The sequence below is a fragment of the Pseudomonas sp. RIT411 genome (assembly GCF_003057735.2).
Classification (GTDB): Bacteria; Pseudomonadota; Gammaproteobacteria; order Pseudomonadales; family Pseudomonadaceae; genus Chryseomonas; species Chryseomonas oryzihabitans.
Genome location: NZ_QBIZ02000014.1, coordinates 61,174 through 81,397 on the forward strand (window position 1 = coordinate 61,174; position 20,224 = coordinate 81,397).

The 20,224-nt window shown below is 61.9% G+C and carries 16 protein-coding genes and 4 tRNA genes; 12 read left to right on the top strand and 8 right to left on the bottom strand.

What is annotated here, in order from left to right:
- Positions 1-105: 105 nt before the first annotated feature.
- Complete coding sequence (locus DBY63_RS18035) at positions 106-1,131, bottom strand: outer membrane protein assembly factor BamD (RefSeq protein ID WP_108582508.1); 1,026 nt, start codon at positions 1,129-1,131, stop codon at positions 106-108.
- A 188-nt stretch (positions 1,132-1,319) separates the two neighbouring features.
- Between DBY63_RS18035 and rluD the strand changes: the two genes are divergently transcribed.
- The 11 genes from rluD (at position 1,320) to DBY63_RS25025 (ending at position 12,872) form a co-directional block, all read left to right on the top strand.
- Positions 1,320-2,279 carry a 23S rRNA pseudouridine(1911/1915/1917) synthase RluD gene (rluD, locus tag DBY63_RS18040; protein ID WP_074583960.1) on the top strand — a complete coding sequence of 320 codons (960 nt, stop codon included), beginning with the start codon at positions 1,320-1,322 and terminating at the stop codon, positions 2,277-2,279.
- Complete coding sequence (gene pgeF, locus DBY63_RS18045; protein WP_108582507.1) at positions 2,276-3,007, top strand: peptidoglycan editing factor PgeF; 732 nt, start codon at positions 2,276-2,278, stop codon at positions 3,005-3,007. The genes rluD and pgeF overlap by 4 nt, the downstream gene beginning before the upstream one ends.
- Before the next feature lie 129 nt (positions 3,008-3,136).
- Entirely contained in the window at positions 3,137-5,701 is a 2,565-nt protein-coding gene (gene clpB, locus DBY63_RS18050; protein ID WP_027600191.1) for an ATP-dependent chaperone ClpB, read from the top strand.
- Between the two features lie 162 nt (positions 5,702-5,863).
- Positions 5,864-5,939: transfer RNA gene (locus DBY63_RS18055), tRNA-Asn, on the top strand.
- A gap of 10 nt (positions 5,940-5,949) precedes the next feature.
- Positions 5,950-6,026, top strand: a tRNA-Pro gene (locus tag DBY63_RS18060).
- A gap of 5 nt (positions 6,027-6,031) precedes the next feature.
- Positions 6,032-6,107 (top strand) — tRNA-Lys (locus DBY63_RS18065).
- A 335-nt stretch (positions 6,108-6,442) separates the two neighbouring features.
- Positions 6,443-6,976 (top strand): GspH/FimT family pseudopilin, encoded by a 534-nt coding sequence (locus tag DBY63_RS18070; RefSeq protein ID WP_108582506.1) that lies wholly within the window; start codon positions 6,443-6,445, stop codon positions 6,974-6,976.
- Positions 6,977-7,573, top strand: coding sequence for a type IV pilus modification protein PilV (pilV, locus tag DBY63_RS18075; RefSeq protein ID WP_108582505.1), 597 nt, complete (start codon positions 6,977-6,979; stop codon positions 7,571-7,573).
- Positions 7,574-7,576: 3 nt separating this feature from the next.
- Positions 7,577-8,362, top strand: coding sequence for a prepilin-type N-terminal cleavage/methylation domain-containing protein (locus DBY63_RS18080; RefSeq protein ID WP_108582504.1), 786 nt, complete (start codon positions 7,577-7,579; stop codon positions 8,360-8,362).
- Positions 8,359-8,964 carry a PilX N-terminal domain-containing pilus assembly protein gene (locus DBY63_RS18085; RefSeq protein WP_042137095.1) on the top strand — a complete coding sequence of 202 codons (606 nt, stop codon included), beginning with the start codon at positions 8,359-8,361 and terminating at the stop codon, positions 8,962-8,964. The genes DBY63_RS18080 and DBY63_RS18085 overlap by 4 nt, the downstream gene beginning before the upstream one ends.
- Positions 8,961-12,872 (top strand): PilC/PilY family type IV pilus protein, encoded by a 3,912-nt coding sequence (locus DBY63_RS25025; RefSeq protein ID WP_256594443.1) that lies wholly within the window; start codon positions 8,961-8,963, stop codon positions 12,870-12,872. The genes DBY63_RS18085 and DBY63_RS25025 overlap by 4 nt, the downstream gene beginning before the upstream one ends.
- 70 nt (positions 12,873-12,942) lie before the next feature.
- On the opposite strand, the gene cyoE is transcribed toward DBY63_RS25025, so the two are convergent.
- From cyoE to DBY63_RS18120, 6 genes are all read right to left on the bottom strand, one after another.
- Complete coding sequence (gene cyoE, locus DBY63_RS18095; RefSeq protein ID WP_223855368.1) at positions 12,943-13,830, bottom strand: heme o synthase; 888 nt, start codon at positions 13,828-13,830, stop codon at positions 12,943-12,945.
- An 11-nt stretch (positions 13,831-13,841) separates the two neighbouring features.
- Complete coding sequence (gene cyoD / locus DBY63_RS18100) at positions 13,842-14,180, bottom strand: cytochrome o ubiquinol oxidase subunit IV (RefSeq protein WP_007160921.1); 339 nt, start codon at positions 14,178-14,180, stop codon at positions 13,842-13,844.
- Positions 14,180-14,794: a cytochrome o ubiquinol oxidase subunit III gene (locus tag DBY63_RS18105; RefSeq protein ID WP_027600197.1), complete on the bottom strand. Its 615-nt coding sequence runs from the start codon at positions 14,792-14,794 to the stop codon at positions 14,180-14,182. The genes cyoD and DBY63_RS18105 overlap by 1 nt, the downstream gene beginning before the upstream one ends.
- Before the next feature lie 4 nt (positions 14,795-14,798).
- Positions 14,799-16,787, bottom strand: a complete 1,989-nt coding sequence (gene cyoB / locus DBY63_RS18110; RefSeq protein ID WP_007160923.1) for a cytochrome o ubiquinol oxidase subunit I — start codon at positions 16,785-16,787, stop codon at positions 14,799-14,801.
- Positions 16,788-16,790: 3 nt separating this feature from the next.
- On the bottom strand, positions 16,791-17,714 hold the full coding sequence (gene cyoA / locus DBY63_RS18115; RefSeq protein WP_007160924.1) for a ubiquinol oxidase subunit II: 924 nt from the start codon (positions 17,712-17,714) through the stop codon (positions 16,791-16,793).
- A 406-nt stretch (positions 17,715-18,120) separates the two neighbouring features.
- Positions 18,121-18,196, bottom strand: a tRNA-Thr gene (locus DBY63_RS18120).
- Positions 18,197-18,486: 290 nt separating this feature from the next.
- On the opposite strand from DBY63_RS18120, the gene DBY63_RS18125 reads away from it, so the two are divergent.
- Positions 18,487-19,485, top strand: coding sequence for an SDR family oxidoreductase (locus tag DBY63_RS18125; RefSeq protein ID WP_108582503.1), 999 nt, complete (start codon positions 18,487-18,489; stop codon positions 19,483-19,485).
- 110 nt (positions 19,486-19,595) lie between these two features.
- On the opposite strand, the gene DBY63_RS18130 is transcribed toward DBY63_RS18125, so the two are convergent.
- The gene (locus DBY63_RS18130; RefSeq protein WP_108582502.1) at positions 19,596-20,075 is read right to left on the bottom strand and encodes a pilin; all 480 of its coding nucleotides are present in this window, start codon (positions 20,073-20,075) and stop codon (positions 19,596-19,598) included.
- Positions 20,076-20,224: the final 149 nt, after the last annotated feature.

The following is a 20,224-nucleotide window of genomic DNA, read 5'->3' on the forward strand; positions in this document are numbered from 1 at the left end:
TCTGGCGCCGGACCCCTGCGATTCGGCGCCAGAGGGTAGCGCTGCCATTGCGGTCAATAAAAAAGGGGAAGCCACTGGCTTCCCCTTTTCACGTCTGCTGCCGGATCAGTCGAACAGACCAAAGGTCAGGCGGCTGAACCAGGAGCGCTTGGCCGGCGCTGGCGTCGCGCCGCCGGCCTTCTCGGCTTCGGCCGGGTCGACGATGCGCAGCTCGGGCGCCAGGTTGTCGCGCTCTTCCTGGTACTTGCGCTGGATATCCTGGCTGGCGCGGGTCTCGCCGGGCGGCAGCGGATCGCTCGGGCGATCGATCAGGCCCAGGGTCGCACGGGTCAGCCAGGAGCGCTGCTGATCCTTGTCGTCCGGCTCGCGCAGCTGGAATTCGCCATCCTTGAGGCTGACGTTGTCCGGGTAGTTGAGCTTGAGGGTTTCCAGGCTGGTGGCCGCCAGGTCGTTGAGACCCAGGTGCTTGTAGGCTTCGGTCATGATCGCCAGGCCATCGCCCACCGACGGGGTGCCCTGGAAGTTCTCGACCACGTAGCGGCCGCGGTTGGCGGCGGCCACATAGGCCTTGCGGGTCAGGTAGTAGTGGCCGACGTGCACGTCGTAGGACGCCAGCAGGTTGCGCAGGTAGACCATGCGCGCCTTGGCGTCCGGGGCGTAGCGGCTGTTGGGGAAGCGGCTGGTGAACTGGGCGAAGTCGTTGAAGGAATCGCGCGCCGCGCCCGGGTCACGCTTGGTCATGTCCAGCGGCAGGAAGCGAGCCAGCAGGCCGCGATCCTGTTCGAAGGAGGACACGCCCTTCATGTAGTAGGCGTAGTCGACATTGGGGTGTTGCGGATGCAGACGGATGAAGCGATCCGCCGCCGTGCGCGCCGCCTCGGGCTCGCCATTCTTGTAGTTAGCGTAGATCAGCTCGAGCTGGGCCTGCTCGGCATAGCGACCGAAGGGATACCGCGACTCCAGGGCCTTCAGCTTGCTGATGGCGTCCGTGTAGCTGCTGTTGGAGATGTCGCGCTGAGCCTGGGTGTAGAGCTCGCCTTCCGGCAGATTTTCCGGAACCTCGGGTGCTTTCGAGGAGCAGGCGGCGGTGAGGACTAGGCTGGTGACCAGCAGCAGGTGCTTCAATTGCATGGCGGCTTGGATTCCCCGAAACGGTCGGCGGTGCAGGGATGAGCGCGGAGAGCGCTCACCTAGCCTGTGACGGGGCCGGAACCGTCCTGTTATGATGATCGACCCGGAATGCCGGGGCAAAAAAGTCGCCGTATTTAACCACAGGGTCGGGCCGATTCCAAAAGCCCTGCCATTGCCCGCGCAGATCCATGTCCGAATCCATCGTTCTTAATGCCGAAGTCCCCTACGAACTCGGTGGCCAGCGCCTCGATCAGGTCGCTGCCCAGCTGTTCGCCGAACACTCCCGCTCGCGTCTCGCCGCCTGGATCAAGGACGGCAGCCTGACCGTCGACGGCGCCGTGCTGCGTCCGCGTGACACCGTCCATGGCGGCGCCCAGCTGGCGCTGCGCGCCGAGCGCGAGGCCCAGGGCGAGTGGGTGGCCCAGGACATCGAACTGGACATCGTCTACGAAGACGATCACCTGCTGGTGCTCGACAAGCCCGCCGGGCTGGTGGTGCATCCGGCCGCCGGTCATGCCGACGGCACCCTGCTCAATGCCCTGTTGCACCACGTACCCTCGCTGGACAGCGTGCCGCGCGCCGGCATCGTCCACCGCCTGGACAAGGACACCACCGGACTCATGGTGGTGGCCAAGACCCTGGAGGCCCATACCCACCTGGTCGCCCAGTTGCAGGCGCGCTCGGTGAGTCGCATCTATGAGGCCATCGTCGCCGGGGTGATCGTCGCCGGCGGCACCGTCAATGCGCCCATCGGCCGTCATTCTCAGCGCCGCCAGCAGATGGCGGTGATCGCCGGGGGCAAGCCCGCGGTCAGTCACTACCGGGTGCTGGAGCGCTTCCGTGCCTATACCCATACCCGGGTCAAGCTGGAGACCGGGCGCACCCACCAGATCCGCGTGCACATGACCCATGTCGGCTTTCCGCTGGTGGGCGATCCGGTCTATGGCGGTCGCTTCAGGATCCCGCCGGCGACCAATCCGACCCTGGTCAAGACCCTGCGCGAATTCCCGCGCCAGGCACTGCATGCGCGCTTCCTCGAACTGGATCATCCGGTGACCGGCGAACGCCTGCGCTGGGAGTCGCCGCTGCCGGAAGACCTGGTCTGGCTGCTGGATCTGCTGCGCCAGGATCGGGAATCCTTCGAATGATCGGTGCCGACTGGCTGCGGCCGGACTGGCCGGCGCCGGTCGGCGTCCAGGCCTGTGTGACCACCCGCGCCGGTGGCGTCAGCCAGGCGCCCTTCGACAGCTTCAACCTGGGTAACCATGTCGGTGACGATCCGGCTGCGGTCGCCGAGAATCGTCGACACCTGGGCCAGGCCCTGGGGTGCCGGCCGGCCTGGCTCGAACAGGTCCATGGCACTGCCGTCGTCGAAGCCGATCCGACCCGGGTGCTCCAGGCCGATGCCGCCTGGACGGCCACGCCCGGCATCGCCGTGACCATGATGACCGCCGATTGCCTGCCGGCCCTGTTCTGCCGGCGGGACGGCTCCCGCGTCGCGGCGGCCCATGCCGGCTGGCGCGGTCTGGCGGGTGGCGTGCTGGAGGCGGCTGCGGCCAGTCTGGAGGTCGCTCCCACCGAGGTGCTGGTCTGGCTGGGTCCCGCCATAGGGCCGGCCAGTTTCGAAGTGGGCGCCGAGGTGCGCGAGGCCTTTGTCGCCCAGCACGCCGAGGCCGAGCGGTGCTTCGTGGCCAGGGGCGGGGGCAAATACCTGGGCGATCTCTATGCCCTGGCCCGTCTGCGCCTTGCGGCTCAAGGCATCACGGCGGTCCATGGCGGTGGCTTCGATACCTTCGCCGACGAGGAGCGCTTCTTTTCCTATCGGCGTGGCGCGCGGACCGGTCGCTTTGCCAGCCTGATCTGGATCAACGCCTAAGTATTTTTTCGGATGTCAAGCCTCCGTGGCTTGAATCGTTAGGCATCGCCCCTATCTAAAGGTCATTCCCGCGGGTAATCGAAAGCGCCCTCTGCTGCGCCATCCCGCGTCTCAGATAGGACCTTGCCCATGCGTATAGACCGTTTCACCAGCAAATTGCAGCTCGCCCTGGCGGATGCTCAGTCCCTGGCCGTCGGCCATGACCACCCGGCCATCGAGCCGCTGCACCTGTTCTCCGCGCTGCTCGATCAGCAGGGCGGTTCCATTTCCCCGCTGCTGCGCCAGGTCGGCTTCGACCTCGCCAGCCTGCGCAAGACCTTGGCCGAAGAGCTGGACAAGCTGCCCAAGATCCAGAATCCCACCGGCGACGTGAATCTGTCCCAGGATCTGGCGCGCCTGCTCAACCAGGCCGACCGCCTGGCCCAGCAGAAGGGCGACCAGTTCATCTCCAGCGAACTGGTGCTGCTCGCCGCCATGGACGAGAACACCCGCCTCGGCAAGTTGCTGCTGGGGCAGGGCGTCTCGCGCAAGGCGCTGGAGAACGCCATCAACAACCTGCGCGGGGGCGAGGCGGTCAATGACCCCAATGCCGAAGACAGCCGCAAGGCGCTGGACAAGTTCACCGTCGATCTAACCAAGCGCGCCGAAGACGGCAAGCTCGACCCGGTGATCGGGCGGGACGACGAGATCCGCCGCACCATCCAGGTCCTGCAGCGCCGCACCAAGAACAACCCGGTGCTGATCGGTGAGCCAGGCGTCGGCAAGACCGCCATCGCCGAGGGCCTGGCCCAGCGCATCATCAATGGCGAAGTGCCCGACGGCCTCAAGGACAAGCGCCTGCTGGCCCTGGACATGGGCGCGCTGATCGCCGGCGCCAAATTCCGCGGCGAATTCGAAGAGCGCCTCAAGGGCGTGCTCAACGAACTGGCCAAGCAGGAAGGGCGCATCATCCTCTTCATCGACGAGCTGCACACTATGGTCGGCGCCGGCAAGGCCGAGGGCGCCATGGATGCCGGCAACATGCTCAAGCCGGCCCTGGCCCGTGGCGAGCTGCACTGCGTGGGTGCCACCACCCTCGACGAGTACCGCCAGTACATCGAGAAGGACGCGGCCCTGGAGCGGCGCTTCCAGAAGGTGCTGGTGGACGAGCCGAGCGAGGAAGACACCATCGCCATCCTGCGTGGCCTCAAGGAGCGCTACGAGGTACACCACAAGGTGGCCATCACCGATGGCGCCATCATCGCCGCGGCCAAGCTGTCTCATCGCTACATCACCGATCGTCAGCTGCCGGACAAGGCCATCGACCTGATCGACGAGGCCGCCAGCCGCATCCGCATGGAGATAGACTCCAAGCCGGAGGCCCTTGATCGCCTGGATCGCCGGCTGATCCAGCTCAAGGTGGAACGTCAGGCGCTGAAGAAGGAAGAGGACGAGGCCGCGCGCAAGCGACTGGAAAAACTCGACGAGGACATCGCTCGCCTCGAGCAGGAATACGCCGATCTGGAAGAGGTCTGGAAGGCAGAAAAAGCCGAGGTCCAGGATTCCGCCCAGTTGCAGCAGCGCATCGAGCAGGCGCGCACCGAGCTGGAGGCCGCTCGCCGCAAGGGCGACCTCAATCGCATGGCCGAGCTGCAGTACGGCACCATCCCCGATCTGGAGCGCAGCCTGCAGATGGTCGACCAGCACGAGAAGCCGGCCAACCAGCTCTTGCGCAACAAGGTCACCGAAGACGAGATCGCCGAGGTGGTCTCCAAGTGGACCGGCATTCCGGTCAGCAAGATGCTCGAAGGCGAGCGCGACAAGCTCTTGCGCATGGAGGAGGCCCTGCACAACCGGGTGATCGGCCAGGACGAGGCAGTCACCGCCGTGGCCAATGCCGTGCGCCGGTCGCGGGCGGGGCTGTCCGATCCGAATCGCCCCAGTGGTTCCTTCCTCTTCCTCGGCCCGACCGGGGTGGGCAAGACCGAGCTGTGCAAGTCGCTGGCGGAGTTTCTCTTCGACACCGAAGACGCCATGGTGCGCATCGACATGTCCGAATTCATGGAGAAGCACTCCGTGGCTCGCCTGATCGGGGCACCGCCCGGTTATGTCGGCTATGAAGAGGGTGGCTACCTGACCGAGGCCGTGCGGCGCAAGCCTTACTCGGTGGTCCTGCTGGACGAGGTGGAAAAGGCTCATCCGGATGTCTTCAACATCCTTCTGCAGGTGCTCGACGACGGGCGTCTGACCGACAGCCAGGGCCGAACCGTGGATTTCCGCAATGCGGTGATCGTCATGACCTCGAACCTGGGCTCGGCGCAGATCCAGGAGCTGGTCGGCGATCCCGATGCCCAGCGCGCCGCGGTGATGGATGCGGTGGCCAGTCACTTCCGCCCCGAGTTCATCAACCGGATCGATGAGGTGGTGGTGTTCGAGCCCCTGGGCCGCGAACAGATCGCCGGCATCGCCGAGATCCAGCTGCAGCACCTGCGGCAGCGCCTGGCCGAGCGTGACCTGCAGCTGGAGCTGTCGCCCGAGGCCTTGGACAAGCTGGTGGCGGTGGGTTACGACCCGGTCTACGGTGCCCGTCCGCTCAAGCGCGCGATCCAGCGCTGGATCGAGAATCCGCTGGCCCAGCGCATCCTTTCGGGCGCCTTCGCGCCGAACAGCCGCATCGAGGGCAGGGTAGAGGGCGACGAGATCGTCTTCGCCTAGGAAATGACCGGGCGATCCCAGGGTCGCCCGGCCTTTCGCATAAATTTGTGAAAAAACAGCAGGCTAGGTGTTGACGTCTGTTTCCACTTCCGTAAAATGGCGCACCTCACTTACGGCAAAGCCCGAAAGGCACTGACGTAAGAGGGGTTGGAAGATCGAAATTCCGCGATAGCTCAGTCGGTAGAGCAAATGACTGTTAATCATTGGGTCCCTGGTTCGAGTCCAGGTCGCGGAGCCACTTCCATTCTCGGGGTATAGCGCAGCCCGGTAGCGCGCCTGCTTTGGGAGCAGGATGTCGGGAGTTCGAATCCCCCTACCCCGACCATATTTGGGTCGTTAGCTCAGTCGGTAGAGCAGTTGGCTTTTAACCAATTGGTCGTAGGTTCGAATCCTACACGACCCACCATTTTTACCAGAAACCCTCCGCAAGGAGGGTTTTTGCGTTTCTAGGGCGCCGTTTTCTCTGTCCGAGATCTGGTCCCTCTGCCTGTGAGGCGCCGACCCCACCAGGGCTCAGGGCTAAGTTGCTCTCGCAAATCCCCCTGCTTAGAGCAGACTCTGGAACAGGCCGTGTTCTGGTCTGCCACTCTCGCTTCTCACCGCCGCGCTCTATTTCGCCCATCTCCGGCGAACGCCTTGATCCAGGTGGTTACCCGCGCCTATCGAGGCGATAGCCGGTCATAGCGACTGCCCGAGCCCTTACTACTATCAGATGAAGTCACGGGTTTTCAGGCGGTGGGGATGCAGTCGAAGCGCCTCTCGGGTTTCACGCTCATCGAGGTCCTGGTCGTCATAGCGCTGCTGGGTATCGTCACGGCGCTGGCGGCGCCTGGCTTCGCGAGCCTGGTGCAAAGCAACCGGGTCCAGGCGGCAGCGGGGGAGTTGCAGCGCGCCCTCTATTACGCCCGCAGCGAAGCCATGAGTCGCGGTGTGAATGTCGTGGTCACCACGGATCCGGAGGATGCCAACGGCTGGATGGGCGCGCTGAGGATCACCACGGCCAAGACGGTGGTGCTGCCCACTGCCGAAGTCTTGCGGCAGTACAGCGGGGGACTGGGTAACGGCGTCAACGGAACCGGATCCCTGGGCGGTACCCCCCTGACCAGTCTGACCTTCCAACCCAATGGCAGCCTGAAACTCAGCGGTGAAGCCACCATTCGCGTCTGCGCTACCAATGCGCTCACCCAGGGCAAGCAATTCACCCTCAGTCAGGGCGGGGTGCTGACGGTGAGCGACTATGTGCCTAACCGTGCCAGCGCCGTGGGGTGCAGCTAGATGAAGCGCTGGCAAGGGGGGGTCAGCATGATCGAGGTGCTGGTCAGTCTGGTGATCATCTGCATCGGCGTGCTGGGCATGGTGGCCCTGCAGACCCGCAGTGTGGCGCTGTCCCAGGATTCGGTGCAGCGCAGCAATGCCATGGCATTGGCCAACGACCTGCTCGAGTTGATGCGCAGCAACCGCGATCAGGTGGTGGCGAGCGACAAGGTCAAGATCGACGGGGCCTACATCAAGCAGCCTGGTACCAACTTTCGCACCAAGGCACTCGATGCTGGCAAGACCTGCCTGACCCGGGATCGCTCTGCAGGCGGGGAAACGGTCGCCGGGCAGGATCTGGGATGTTGGCTGAATCAGGTAAAGGCGCTGCTACCCGTGACGGATGCCCTGATCGCCAGCAGCTTCGCGGTCTGTCCGGCGTCCGGCGTACCGAAACTGCCGTCCAGCGATCCCGCGGGCAACACGACGCCGCTGGGTGCCTGCGAGACCAATGCGGTGGCACCGGTGATGGTGGTGGTGGCCTGGCAGGACGTCAGCAACGATTCGCTGAATTGCCCCAAGGGCGTCTGCTACTACGCCCTGCGCTCGGAGCTGTAGGCCATGGAGCTCAAGCTACGCAGTCAGGCTGGATTTTCCCTCATCGAGATGATGATCGCCCTCACCGTGGGTACCTTTCTGGTGCTGGGCGTCTCTCAGATCTATATCAACAACAAGCGTAGCTTTCTCTTCCAGCAGGGCCAGACCGGCAATCGCAACAACGCTCAGCTGACCTTGCAGGTGCTCGACCGGCAACTGGCACGGACCGGCTTCCGCGCGGAAATCCGTTATCAGGGTAGCCTCCAGGCAGCCTTTCCGGCGGTCGGTGAGGTAAAGGATACCGATGACATCAGCTGTCCAGCTTTTGCCGCTGGCGCCACCTTCGCGGCGACCACGGACAGCGCCAATGCGCCCACCGGTGTCTGCATTCGCTATCAGGGCGCATTGGACAGCAAGGACCAGGACTGTCTGGGCAACCCCATCCCGCGGGTGAACCTCAATGCCGGCGGCAACGTGCTGCTCAAGCTGCGCTACACCGCGGGCAATACCCCGGGCGGGGGCACCCTGAGCTGCACTGTCTGGAGCGAGCGTGGGGGCGCGTTGACGCGCAAGGGCAGTGCGGTGCTGGTGCAGGGGCTGCAGGATTTTCGCTGGTCCATTCCGCCCAAGGCGGATGCACCGGCCGTGCGCTACGCGGCGTTGCTCAGCACCACGGAGGCATTGACCAGCGATGTGGCCAGCAACACGGCTGCCAATTGGCAGACCCTAACCGGCCTGCAGATCGCGGATGCCAGTCGACCCATGCAGATACTGCAGAGCACCGTTACCCTGAGGAATCTGGCGCTATGAGTCCAGTCATTGGCAGGCAGCGCGGCGCGACCTTGCTGATCGCCCTGGTGATGTTGCTGCTGCTGTCGCTACTGGCCGCCTCCAGCATGCGTCAGACCTTGCTGCAGGCCCGCAGCGGCGGCGCCGCCTTGGAAAACACCCAGGCCTTCAATGCCGCAGAGGCGGCGCTACGCGAAGGTGAGCGGCGATTGGTGGCCCTCAGTCAGCAACCGTCCTTTACCGCCTTCAGTGCCGGCTTTGCCAGCTGTTCGGAAAGTGTCCCAGCGGTACGCAGTGCCTTCGCCAAGCCACCAACCGGTGACCTGTGCATCCTGACCAAGGCCAGCGATCTCAATACCGGTGCCCTGACCCAGACCTGGGCAGCGGCAGCGCTCCAGGCGAGCGGGACCGATCCTACGACGCGGACGGTTGCCTACCGCGGCTCCGATGGCAGCGCTTCCTTCGCCCAGACACCCCGCTGGGTCGTGACAGCCATCGGTAGCAGTTCGGTCGATGTCTCGGCGCCCGCCACCAACCTGTTCCGGATCACCGCCGTGGCCCAGGATCGCGGCAAGCGCTTTCCGGTGATTCTGCAGAGCGTCGTCGCCCTGGAGGTGCCATGAGTCGGGCTGCATTAGGCATTGGAACTCTGGCCCTCCTATTAACCTTGGCCGCACCTGCGACGCAGGCCGCGGCCTTGAATCTCAGTCAGCAGCCATTGTTCCTGACCAATAGTGTCGGTCCCAATCTGTTCGTCACGCTGGATAACTCCACCAGCATGCAGATGGCGGTTGTGCCGGATGCGTCGAATACCGATGCCATCCGACCAACCCGTCGCGCTAAATCGGCGGCTTTCAATAGCCTCTACTACAATCCGGCGATTACTTATCCGGCGCCCTATGCTGTGAGCTACAGCACTACGGGCGGACTGACCCGTACGCGACTGGCGACCAGCTTTACCAGTGCCTACGTAAACGGCTATCGACCGAGCTTGGGTAGTGTCAATCTCGCCACCGACTACCGCGTGAGCTGGAGCTATAACCCTAATTTGGTGACTACAGATCCCAATGTGGCGCGGGGTAATGCCTACGGAAACCCGGGGCTGCAGAACAATAGCCCGAGCATGCTGGCGGAGAACCCGTCTCAGGATTTTTTCAGTAGTGGTACTTACCGTGGAACAAGCGCGACCTATGGCAGCCTCACGCTGCTCAATATCTTGTTGGGTGCCGGCTTCACCGAGAACATCAACGGTGCCCAAGTCAGTATCAGTGACGCCTCCCTGCTTGAGCGCCTGCTGACGGGAGCTGCGCTCAACGGTGGCTGTACCGCGAGCATTGCCAATACGGCGGCGGTCACCTACAGCAATGTTATCTGTACCCGAAACGTGGACTATGGACTGCTTGGGGTGGTTTCCTCGGTCAACTACACGGTCACCGCCAATACCAACATTTCTGCTGCCATCACTGGCGTACAGGCCTACTACTATCTCTACGATACGACGCTCAGCACCTGTCTTCCCGTCGCCTTGCAGACCGAGGGCTGTTACCGGCGGGTACTGGTCGGCAGCTCTTCCGGTCCCAACGGGACGGACGAAAGGCAGAACTTCGCCAACTGGTATTCCTTCTATCGCAGTCGCGCCCTGGCGGCTCAAACTTCGACCAACCTGGCCTTGGCGGATGCGTCGGAAAATCTCCGGCTTGGCTGGCAGGCACTGGGAACCAGCGACAGTTGCATCCTGGTAGCGGCCAATGCCAACTGTCGCGGTATCAGCAACTCCGGTTCAACTGCCTACGATAATCGGCTGAGACCCTTTACCGGTGCGCACCGAGCCGCTTTCTTCACCTGGCTCGGAGAAGTCTATTACAACCAGAGCACGCCGCTGCTCCAGGCGGTTGCTCGCGTTGGCGAACTGCTCAAGACCAGCGGTAGCAACAGTCCATATGCGTACGATCCGGGTAATAGCGAGTCGCCTGTCTACGGCTGTCGCGCCAGCTACAGTCTGGTGGTGACCGATGGTATCTGGAACTCTGCGCTGAATTCCGGCAACGTCGATGGTACAGCCGCAACCCTTCCGGACGGGCAGCAGTACTCACCACAGGCACCGTTCCAGGACACTACGGCCAGCACTCTCGCAGACCTGGCCTTTCTCTACTGGCGCACCGATGCCCAGCCCGGTCTCGACAACAAGGTACCGCCCTACAATACCGTGACCAGCAATGAGGTACGGGGGACCACTACGCTTTCGCCCTACTGGAATCCGCGTAACGACCCAGCCACCTGGCAGCACCTCACGGGGTTCTACGTGGGTATCGGCTTGAGCAGTGCGCTGATCAATCCGGATTGGGATGGCGATACCTTTGCCGGCGGCTACGCTGGCTTGGCCGCAGGTACTACGTCCTGGCCAGTGGCGGGTGCAGACAACTCGGTCAATCAGAACAATGTCTATGACCTCTGGCACGCGGCAATCAATTCGCGGGGGGAGTTCTTCAGTGCGGAAAATGCCAGCGACCTGATCACCTCTCTTGGCAAGGTCATCACGCGGATCACCCAGTCCACCAGCGTCGGCGCGAGCCAGACCGTATCGCCCACCCGGGTAGGGGACACCAACGCGCTCTTTACCTATTCCCCATCCTTTTCCAGTGCCGACTGGAGCGGTGATGTCATCAAGTACCAACGCACGGGTACCACCCAGACGCGGATCTGGAGTGCCGCTCAACAACTCGATGGCAGGTTCGCTCCGGGTAATACCGCCTTCGGCACCCGCAAGATCTACATGGCCAAGGGCGGCGCCTTGACCGATTTCGCCTGGGCGAATCTGAATACCGATCAACAACTCAGGCTCAACAAGGCCTCCGGTGGTGCCACCGACACCTATGGCAGTCGCCGGGTGGATTATCTGCGCGGCGATCGCAGTCTGGAGTCGCCCGGGGCCACGCCATCGTTTCGACCGCGTAGCCATATCCTCGGTGATATCGTGAACTCTTCTCCAGTGGTGGTGGACGGTCCCAACAGTCCCATCGCCCTGATGAATGCGACCGTCGGAGACAATTCCTACGCCACGTTCCGCACCACCAATGCGGCTCGTGAGCGACGTATCTATGTCGGTGCCAACGACGGCATGCTGCATGCCTTCAACGATCAGGGGCAGGAGGTCTTTGCTTTCGTTCCCAGTGCGGTCATCGGCAATCTCAACCGACTGACCGAGCGCAGCTATAACGGTGGGGGCCATCAGTCCTATGTCGACAACACGCCAGTGGTAGGCGACGTCTATTTCAACGGGGCCTGGCGCACGGTACTGATTGGCACGCTGCGCGGGGGAGAGCGGGGCATCTTCGCGCTGGATATCACCAATCCCAATGCCCCAGCGCTGCTCTGGGAAAAGTCGGACGCGGATGCCAGCTACAAGGACCTGGGCTTCACCTACGCGCAGCCGATCATCACCCGGCTGCATACCGGTGGTTGGGCAGTGGTGGTCAGCAACGGTTACAACAGTGCGCAGGACAACGCCGTGCTCTATGTGATGAACGTGGCCGACGGCAGCCTGATCAAGGCCTTGCCGGCCAGCGATAACATCGCCACACCCAATGGCCTGAGTTCGCCCTTCGTGGCCGATGTCGATGGCGACCTGATCGCCGACTATGCCTATGCCGGTGACCTCCACGGCAATCTCTGGCGCTTCGACCTGATCGGCACCTCCCTGACCGCAACGGCCGCAGCAGACAACTTCCGTGTTGCCTTCGGGGGGCGGCCCCTCTATACCGCCCAGGCCAGTAGCCTGGCGCCCGGTACCACCAATCTGGTCCAGCCGATCACCGCCAGTCCTTCAGTCGTGGCTCATCCCAGTGGAACGGGGCATCTGGTGCTCTTTGGTACCGGTAAATACCTCGAGGCCAGCGACGGCCTCGCCAATACCAGCAAGGCCATGACGCTCTATGGCATCTGGGATCGCCAGACAGATGGAGCGGCGGCCAGCAGTACTCCGGTACTGACGATCGCCAACCTCCAGCAGCAGACCCTGGGTACCGACCAGCGCATCAGCTACACCAGTTCTGCCGGTTCCAGTGTCAGCAGTACGGCGAACACCCTCTCCACGACGTCGGTGAACTACGACGCTATTACGGCGACCAACGGCAAACAGGGCTGGTATCTGAATCTTCCCTTGAATGGCGAACTAGTAATCAACAAGCCCCAGCTCTTCAGCGGCACCCTGCTGATGAGTTCGCTAATTCCCAGCACCGACGCCTGTACCGCTGGGGTCACCACCTACCTCTATGCCCTGGATCCCTACACCGGCGGCAACAACAGCGGCCTGTTCAACCTGGGGACGGATACAGTCTATGGGCGTATCCAGCTCGATGGTCTGCTCGGTGGAATCGTGCCCTTCGTCTACGGTGACGGCACTTTCAGCATGGAAGGGACCCTGGCGGATGCGGCGATCTATGGCAGCGACAGCAAGTCGCCGAATGGCTTGCGGGGTGACCTGCCCGCCAGTCGCCGCCAAACCTGGCGCGTCATCACCAACCAGGACTAGCTGAAGTAGTTTTCACGCAGGCATGAAAAAGCCCGGCACTGGGCCGGGCTCTTTCATGGGACGGTGCGTCTCAGCGTGCGTAGGTCAACAGCACGTCGCCCGGGATCTGGAAGTCCACCGACATCATGACGCTCAGGGCGGTGATGGCGATGATGGAGAACCCGAACAGCTTGCGTGCCCACTGGACATCGTTCTCGGCCTGATAGCCCATGAAGGCCAGACGCAGCCACCAGGCCCCGATCACGGCGGCCACTGCCAGATAGACGTAGCCGGCGTAGCCGAGCACGGTCAGCAGCAGGGTGGCGGCCATGAAGGCCACGGTGTACCAGACGATGTGACGCTTGGTCACCGAGATCCCCTTGGCCACCGGCAGGACCGGAATCGAGGCCGCGGTGTAGTCCTTGAGACGGAAGATGGCGATGGCGTAGGAATGCGGCATCTGCCAGAGACAGAAGATCAGCAGCAGCACCGCAGCGCCACTGTCGAACTGGCCGCTGGCGGCGCAGTAGCCGATCACCGGCGGTGCGGCACCGGACAGGCTACCGACCAGGGTGCCGTATACCGAGGTGCGCTTCAGCCAGAGGCTGTAGAGACCTACGTACACCACGAAACCCATCACCGCGAAGGCGGTGGCGACCGCATTGGTCGCCACGTACAGCAGTCCCACCCCGGCCAGGCCGAGGAGGGTGGCATAGGCCAGCGCCACCTTCGAGGAGATCGTGCCCTGGACCAGCGCACGATTGCGGGTTCTTTCCATCTTCTGATCGATGTCCATATCGATCACGTTGTTGAACACACAGCCGGAAGCAATGACCAACGACACCCCGATAGCCGTCGCCAGCAGCAACAGCGGGTCGATGCTCCCTTTGGAAGCCAGGAAGAACCCGCCGGCAACCGAGATCAGGTTGCCGAAGATGATGCCCGGCTTCGTCACGAGAAGGTACTTCTTGATCATCACGTCGGCCCGGTTCAGTGGATCATCATGTTCTGGTGCATGTGGTACATGATCCACAGGGATCCCACGACCAGGATACCGACGATGACCACGGTGAAACCAAAGGAGATCACGTTCCAACGCTGCTCTTCGGAGGTGTTCAGGTGCAGGAAGAAGTACAGGTGCACCAGCAGCTGTACCACCGCCATTATCACCACGATCGCCAGGGTCGCACCCTTGGAGAAGGTGGGGAACATCACCAGGCCGAAGGGAATGACCGTCAGGATGACCGACAGGATGAAGCCGACCATGTAGCTCTTGAAAGTGCCATGGCTCTCGGCGGTATGCCCGTGGGCGTTATGGTCGTGCGCCATTACAGCACCCCCATCAGATAGACGATGGTGAAGACGAAGATCCAGATGATGTCCAGGAAGTGCCAGAACAGGCTCAGGCACGACAGGCGGGTCACGTTGGTGGTGGTCAGACCCTTGGAAGAGATCTGCAGCATCAACACGATCATCCAGATCAGACCCGAGCTCACGTGCAGACCGTGGGTACCGACCAGGGCGAAGAACGCGGACAGGAAGGCACTGCGATCCGGACCATAGCCCTCATGGATCAGATGGTTGAACTCATAGAGTTCCATGCCGATGAAGCCGGCACCGAACAGCCAGGTAACCGCCAGCCAACCCAGGACGCCACCCTTGCTGCCATGATGCTGGGCAATCATGGCGAAGCCGTAGGTGATACTGGAGAACAGCAGCAGGAAGGTTTCGACCAGGACGAACGACAGTTCGAAGATGTCCTTCTGGGAGGGGCCATCGGCATGGGCCCCGCTCAGGACTGCATAGGTCGCGAACAGCGTCCCGAACAGAATGCAGTCGGTCATCAGGTAGGACCAGAAGCCGAACGTCTTCATCGATCCGGCGTCGTGGTGCCCATGCTCCTCGGCATGGGCGACTTCGTTATGCATAACTTGATTCGCCATTGGGTTAGGCCTGCTTCAATTTCGCCAGGGACTGAATGCGCGCGGTTTCGATGCGTGCCACTTCTTCCGCTGGTACGTAATAGTCGACGTCGTCGTCGTAGCTGCGGACAACCGCAGTGACGATGCAGCCCACGAAGCTGGCGATGGCCAGCCACCAGATGTGCCAGATCAGGGCGAAGCCAAGGATCAGGGCGAAGAGGCTGATCACGATACCGGCGCCAGTGTTGCGCGGCATGTGGATCTGCTTGTAGTCCGCATCCTTCTTCTCGGTGATGCCTTTCTCTTTCATGCCCCAGTAGGCGTCGATGTCGTGCACTTCCGGCACTTCAGCGAAGTTGTAGAAGGGCGGCGGCGAAGAGGTCGACCATTCCAGGGTACGGCCATCCCACGGATCGCCCGTCACGTCCACGTTCTCCGGCAGGTTGCGGTCGCGGATACTGACGTAGAACATCCACAGCTGGCTCAGGATGCCCAGGGCAATGATGCCGGCGCCGATGGCGGCGGTCACCAGGAAGGGATGCCAGTCGGGGTTGTCGTAGTGGTTCAGACGACGGGTCATGCCCATGAAGCCCAGCATGTACAGCGGCATGAAGGCGACATAGAAGCCGATCAGCCAGCACCAGAAGGCCTGCTTGTTCAGCTTCTCGTTCAGCTTGAAGCCGAAGACCTTCGGGAACCAGTAGATCATGCCGGCGAAGTAGCCGAACACGGCGCCGCCGATGATCACGTTGTGGAAGTGGGCGATCAGGAACAGGCTGTTGTGCAGCACGAAGTCGGCACCCGGTACCGCCAGCAGGACGCCGGTCATGCCGCCGATGCTGAAGGTCACGATGAAGCCCAGGGTCCAGAGCATCGGCGAGGTGAACTGGATGCGGCCCTGATACATGGTGAACAGCCAGGTGAAGATCTTCACCCCTGTCGGGATCGCAATGATCATGGTCGCGATGCCGAAGAAGGCGTTGACGTTAGCGCCCGAGCCCATGGTGAAGAAGTGGTGCAGCCAGACGATGAAGGACAGCACGGTAATGGCTACCGTTGCCCAGACCATCGAGACGTAGCCGAACAGACGCTTCTTGCTGAAGGTGGAGGTCACTTCCGAGAACACGCCGAAGGCCGGCAGGATCAGGATGTATACCTCGGGGTGGCCCCAGGCCCAGATCAGGTTGGTGTACATCATCTGGTTGCCGCCGGCTTCCGCGGTAAAGAAGTGGAAGCCCAGGTAACGGTCCAGGGTCAGCAGCGCCAGGGTCACGGTGAGGATCGGGAAGGCCGCCATGATCAGGATGGCAGTACACCAGGAGGTCCAGGTGAAGATCGGCATGCGCATCAGGGTCATGCCCTTGGTACGCATCTTCAGCACGGTCACGAAGAAGTTGACGCCGGTCAGGGTCGTCCCGATACCGGAGAGCTGAAGGGCCCAGATGTAGTAGTCCATCCCTACGCCCGGACTGTACTGGATGCCTGACAGCGGCGGATAGGCCACCCAGCCGGTCGCGGCGAATTCGCCCACGAACAGCGACATCATGATCAGCACGGCACCGGCCACGAACAGCCAGAAGCTCAGCGAGTTCAGGAAGGGGAAGGCCACGTCGCGGGCACCGATCTGCAGCGGGGTCACCACGTTCATCAGGCCGGCCACGAACGGCATCGCCACGAAGAAGATCATGATCACGCCGTGGGCGGTGAAGATCTGGTCGTAGTGATGGGGTGGCAGGTAGCCCTCGGCCCCGCCGGAGGCGATGGCCTGCTGGCTACGCATCAGGATGGCGTCGGAGAAGCCACGGAGCAGCATGATCAGGGCGACGATGAAGTACATCACGCCGATCTTCTTGTGGTCGACGGTGGTCAGCCACTCTTTCCAGAGGTAGCCCCACTTGCCGAAGTAGCTGATCGCTCCCACCAGTCCCAGGCCGCCCAAGGCAACCACGATGAACGTTACGAGAATGATCGGCTCGTGATACGGAATATCCGCGAGAGTTAATTTACCGAACATGACTTATTCCTCGGTACCGTGTTGACCGCCGTGCTGGCTCATGTCCATCACGTGATCGGTCTGCTTGCTGAAGTCGGACTTCATGAACTTCTTGATGACCGTTCTGAACAGATCCGGCTCGACCGTCGAGTAGTAGGCGACCGGCTGCTTCTCGCTGGGCTTGGCCAGCTCGGTGTAGCTCGCCTGGTCCAGGGTCTTGCCACCCGACTGCTTGACCTTGTTCACCCAGGCGTCGAAATCACCGGCGGTGGGTACCGCGTGCACGGCAAAGATCATGTCGGAGAAGCCGGCGCCGCTGTAGTTGGCCGAGCGACCTTCGAATTCGCCGGGATGATCGGCGATCAGGTGCAGCTGGCTCTGCATGCCGGACATGGCATAGATCATGCCGCCCAGGGCTGGGATCGACAGGGTGTTCATGACCGACTCGGAGGTGATCTTGAACTGCACCGGACGATTCACCGGGATGGCGATCTCGTTCACCGAGGCGATGCCTTGCTCGGGATAGATGAACAGCCATTTCCAGTCCATCGAGACCGCTTCGATCACCAGCGGCTGCTCGGAATGGTCGAGCGGCTTGAAGGGATCCAGCTCGTGGGAAGTCTTCCAGTTCAGGATGCTCAGGAACACCACGATGGCCAGGGGGACCAGCCAGACCACGGCTTCGATCTTGTAGGAGTGAGCCCAGTTCGGGGTGTACTTGGCTTCCTTGTTGGTAGCGCGGTACTTCCAGGCGAACAGGAAGGTCATCACGATGACCGGGATCACCACGATCAGCATGAGGCCGAACGCTGTGTAGATGAGGTTGCGTTCTTGCACGCCGATGGAGCCTTTCGGGTCCAGCAGCACGGCGTCGCACCCGCTGAGCAGCAGCGCGGCGGCACCGGCCAGAAGCCAACCGGTTGGTTTTAGATACTTCGTTAGTTTCATCTCACGACCTCAGTAGAGCGGCTCATCGTGGTTATTCTCTCAACGTGCCTGTCGCCAGCCTCATGCTCCGCAACGGACAGGCATCCGTGCGGCAGGCTGATGGATTGCAGAAATTGCGGGATTTCGCAGCGCGGTATGGTGCCACAGAGGGGCTGGATATTCGACCCTTTGGTCAGCCGCCGTTCAGGTGTTGCCGCCCGTCAAGCAAGCCGAAATCAGGCGGTGTAAGGCACTGTCATGCGCTGGGTAAGAGTAGCCGAGGGACAGGGAGCCGCCAGTTTGCTCCGGCGTTTGCCGTCGGCTCGCACGCAAGGCGCAGATCGGAAAGGAGCGCAGAAAGACGCGGCCCAAGGCGGCTAAGGCCTTGAAGGCTTTGAAAAGAGCGAGGAGGAATGAAGCGGAGGGATGGTGCCGGAGATAGGAGTCGAACCTACGACCTTCGCATTACGAATGCGCCGCTCTACCAACTGAGCTACACCGGCACGAAGCTTTCAATGATAAGTCTTCGCTCATCTGCTGTGCAAGCCTGGTCGTCGTGCCCGTGCCAAGCCCTGTGGCGATGTGTCGCACTGCTGTCCGCCTCTGACTTCGCGATTCGTCAAGGCATCTCGGCCTGACGTGATTGTTGCGCGCGAAGGTCAGCGGTCAGGGCGGCATGCATTCGGGAAACCTTTACGGGAGTCGTCATACCTAAACCTTTGCGGATCCAGCCTTGCCGCAGCTTCGCCCCCATTATCCTGCCAATAGATAGCTGCCCATGCGGAGAGCCTCGATGACCGATTACTCCCTCACCCGTCGTAACGTGCTCGTCGGCTCCGCCGTGGGACTCGCCGCCGCTGCTTCGGGCGCTGCCGTCGCCCAGGAAGGCAGCAGTGCGACTCGTCCCGCCAAGCCCCTGCAGGACCCGCGCACCAAGTACACGCGCGAGCCTTTCAAGGAGCAGCGTCAGGAATGGCCGGCGCTCACCAGCAAGATGGAGCCGCGTCCCGACCATGGCGAAAGCAGCTATCACGGCTCGGGCCGTCTGGCCGGACGCAAGGCCCTCATCACCGGCGGCGACAGCGGCATCGGTCGCGCCGTGGCCATTGCCTGTGCCCGGGAAGGCGCGGATGTGGCCATCAACTACCACCCTTCCGAAGAATCCGACGCTCAGGAGGTGGTCAAGCTGATCCAGGAGGCTGGCCGCAAGGCCATCACTCTGCCGGCCGACATCCGTACCCAGGAGGCCTGCGAAGATGTGGTGAGCAAGGCCATCCAGCAACTCGGCGGCCTGGACCTGCTGGTGAACAATGCCGCCTATCAGCAGAGCAAGGCCGACATACTAGAGATCACCGACGAGCAATTCGACCGGACCTTCAAAACCAACGTCTATCACGTCTTCCGCTTCAGCAAGGCCGCCATCCCGCACCTGCCGCCGGGCGCCAGCATTATCAATACCGTCTCGGTGAACTCCTACGATCCCGGCGAAGAACTCATCGACTACGCCTCGACCAAGGCCGCCATCCTCAATCTTACCAAGGGCATGGCCAAGCAACTGGCCAAGAAGGGCATTCGCGTCAACGCCGTGGCTCCAGGTCCGGTGTGGACGCCGCTGCAGGTGGCGGGCGGGCAATTGGAAGGGCAGATGAAGGAATTTGGGCAGGACACGCCGCTAGGACGAGCAGGGCAGCCGGCGGAGTTAGCGGGGCTTTATGTGGCGCTGGCGGAGGAGGATGCGAGCTTTAGTACGGGGACGGTAGTGGGGGCGTTTGGAGGGAAGGGGATGCCGTAAGTGGATTGATAAAGTATTCAAGAATTTTAATTGTAAATGATCAAAAATTTTTTGCCTAAGTCCTAAAGTGCCCCGGTTTTCTGCGGGGCACTTTAGGGTTACGCGCTTTCCTACTGTGCAGGGCAACCATTAGGACGCAGGTTGTTAGGTACGTTAGGCGAAGTACAACGCCAAGTTCCATCTGCTTGAGTGCGGGTCCAAACGATCTGTGCTTGAGCTGCAGTGAGTACTTGAGCAGCGTTTCCGCCAAAAGTCGCGGTAATCGTAGGAGCGCCTGCGGCGAGAGCAGCTATCTGCGGCACACCTGTGCCTGCGGGAAGCGCTGCGCCGGTTTGAGAGTTACCAGTAACAAGGTTAGATCCGGTCGCGCCTGGGTCACACTGGCCAGCGCCAGCCCCTACAACAGTTCTGCCATTCAGTACGCAATCCTCTATAGCAGTGCGAAGTGCGCCCGACTCTGCCATGACTCTGGATACTTGAGATCTAGCCACATAGTTCTGGTATTGAGGGATAGCAATAGCAGCCAAAATGCCAATGATCGCTACAACGATCATCAATTCAATCAGGGTAAAGCCTTTCTGAGCTTTCATTCCAAATCTCCGAGGTTGGATCAGGCCAACGTGCCTGTGAGAGATAAAGCATAGGCCGTGCCAAAGAAAAATGGCGACTGCAGCACGTTTCATTTGGGATAGGCGTCAACAAAGGGGCAGCACGTGACAAAAAATGTCAGCTGTCTGGC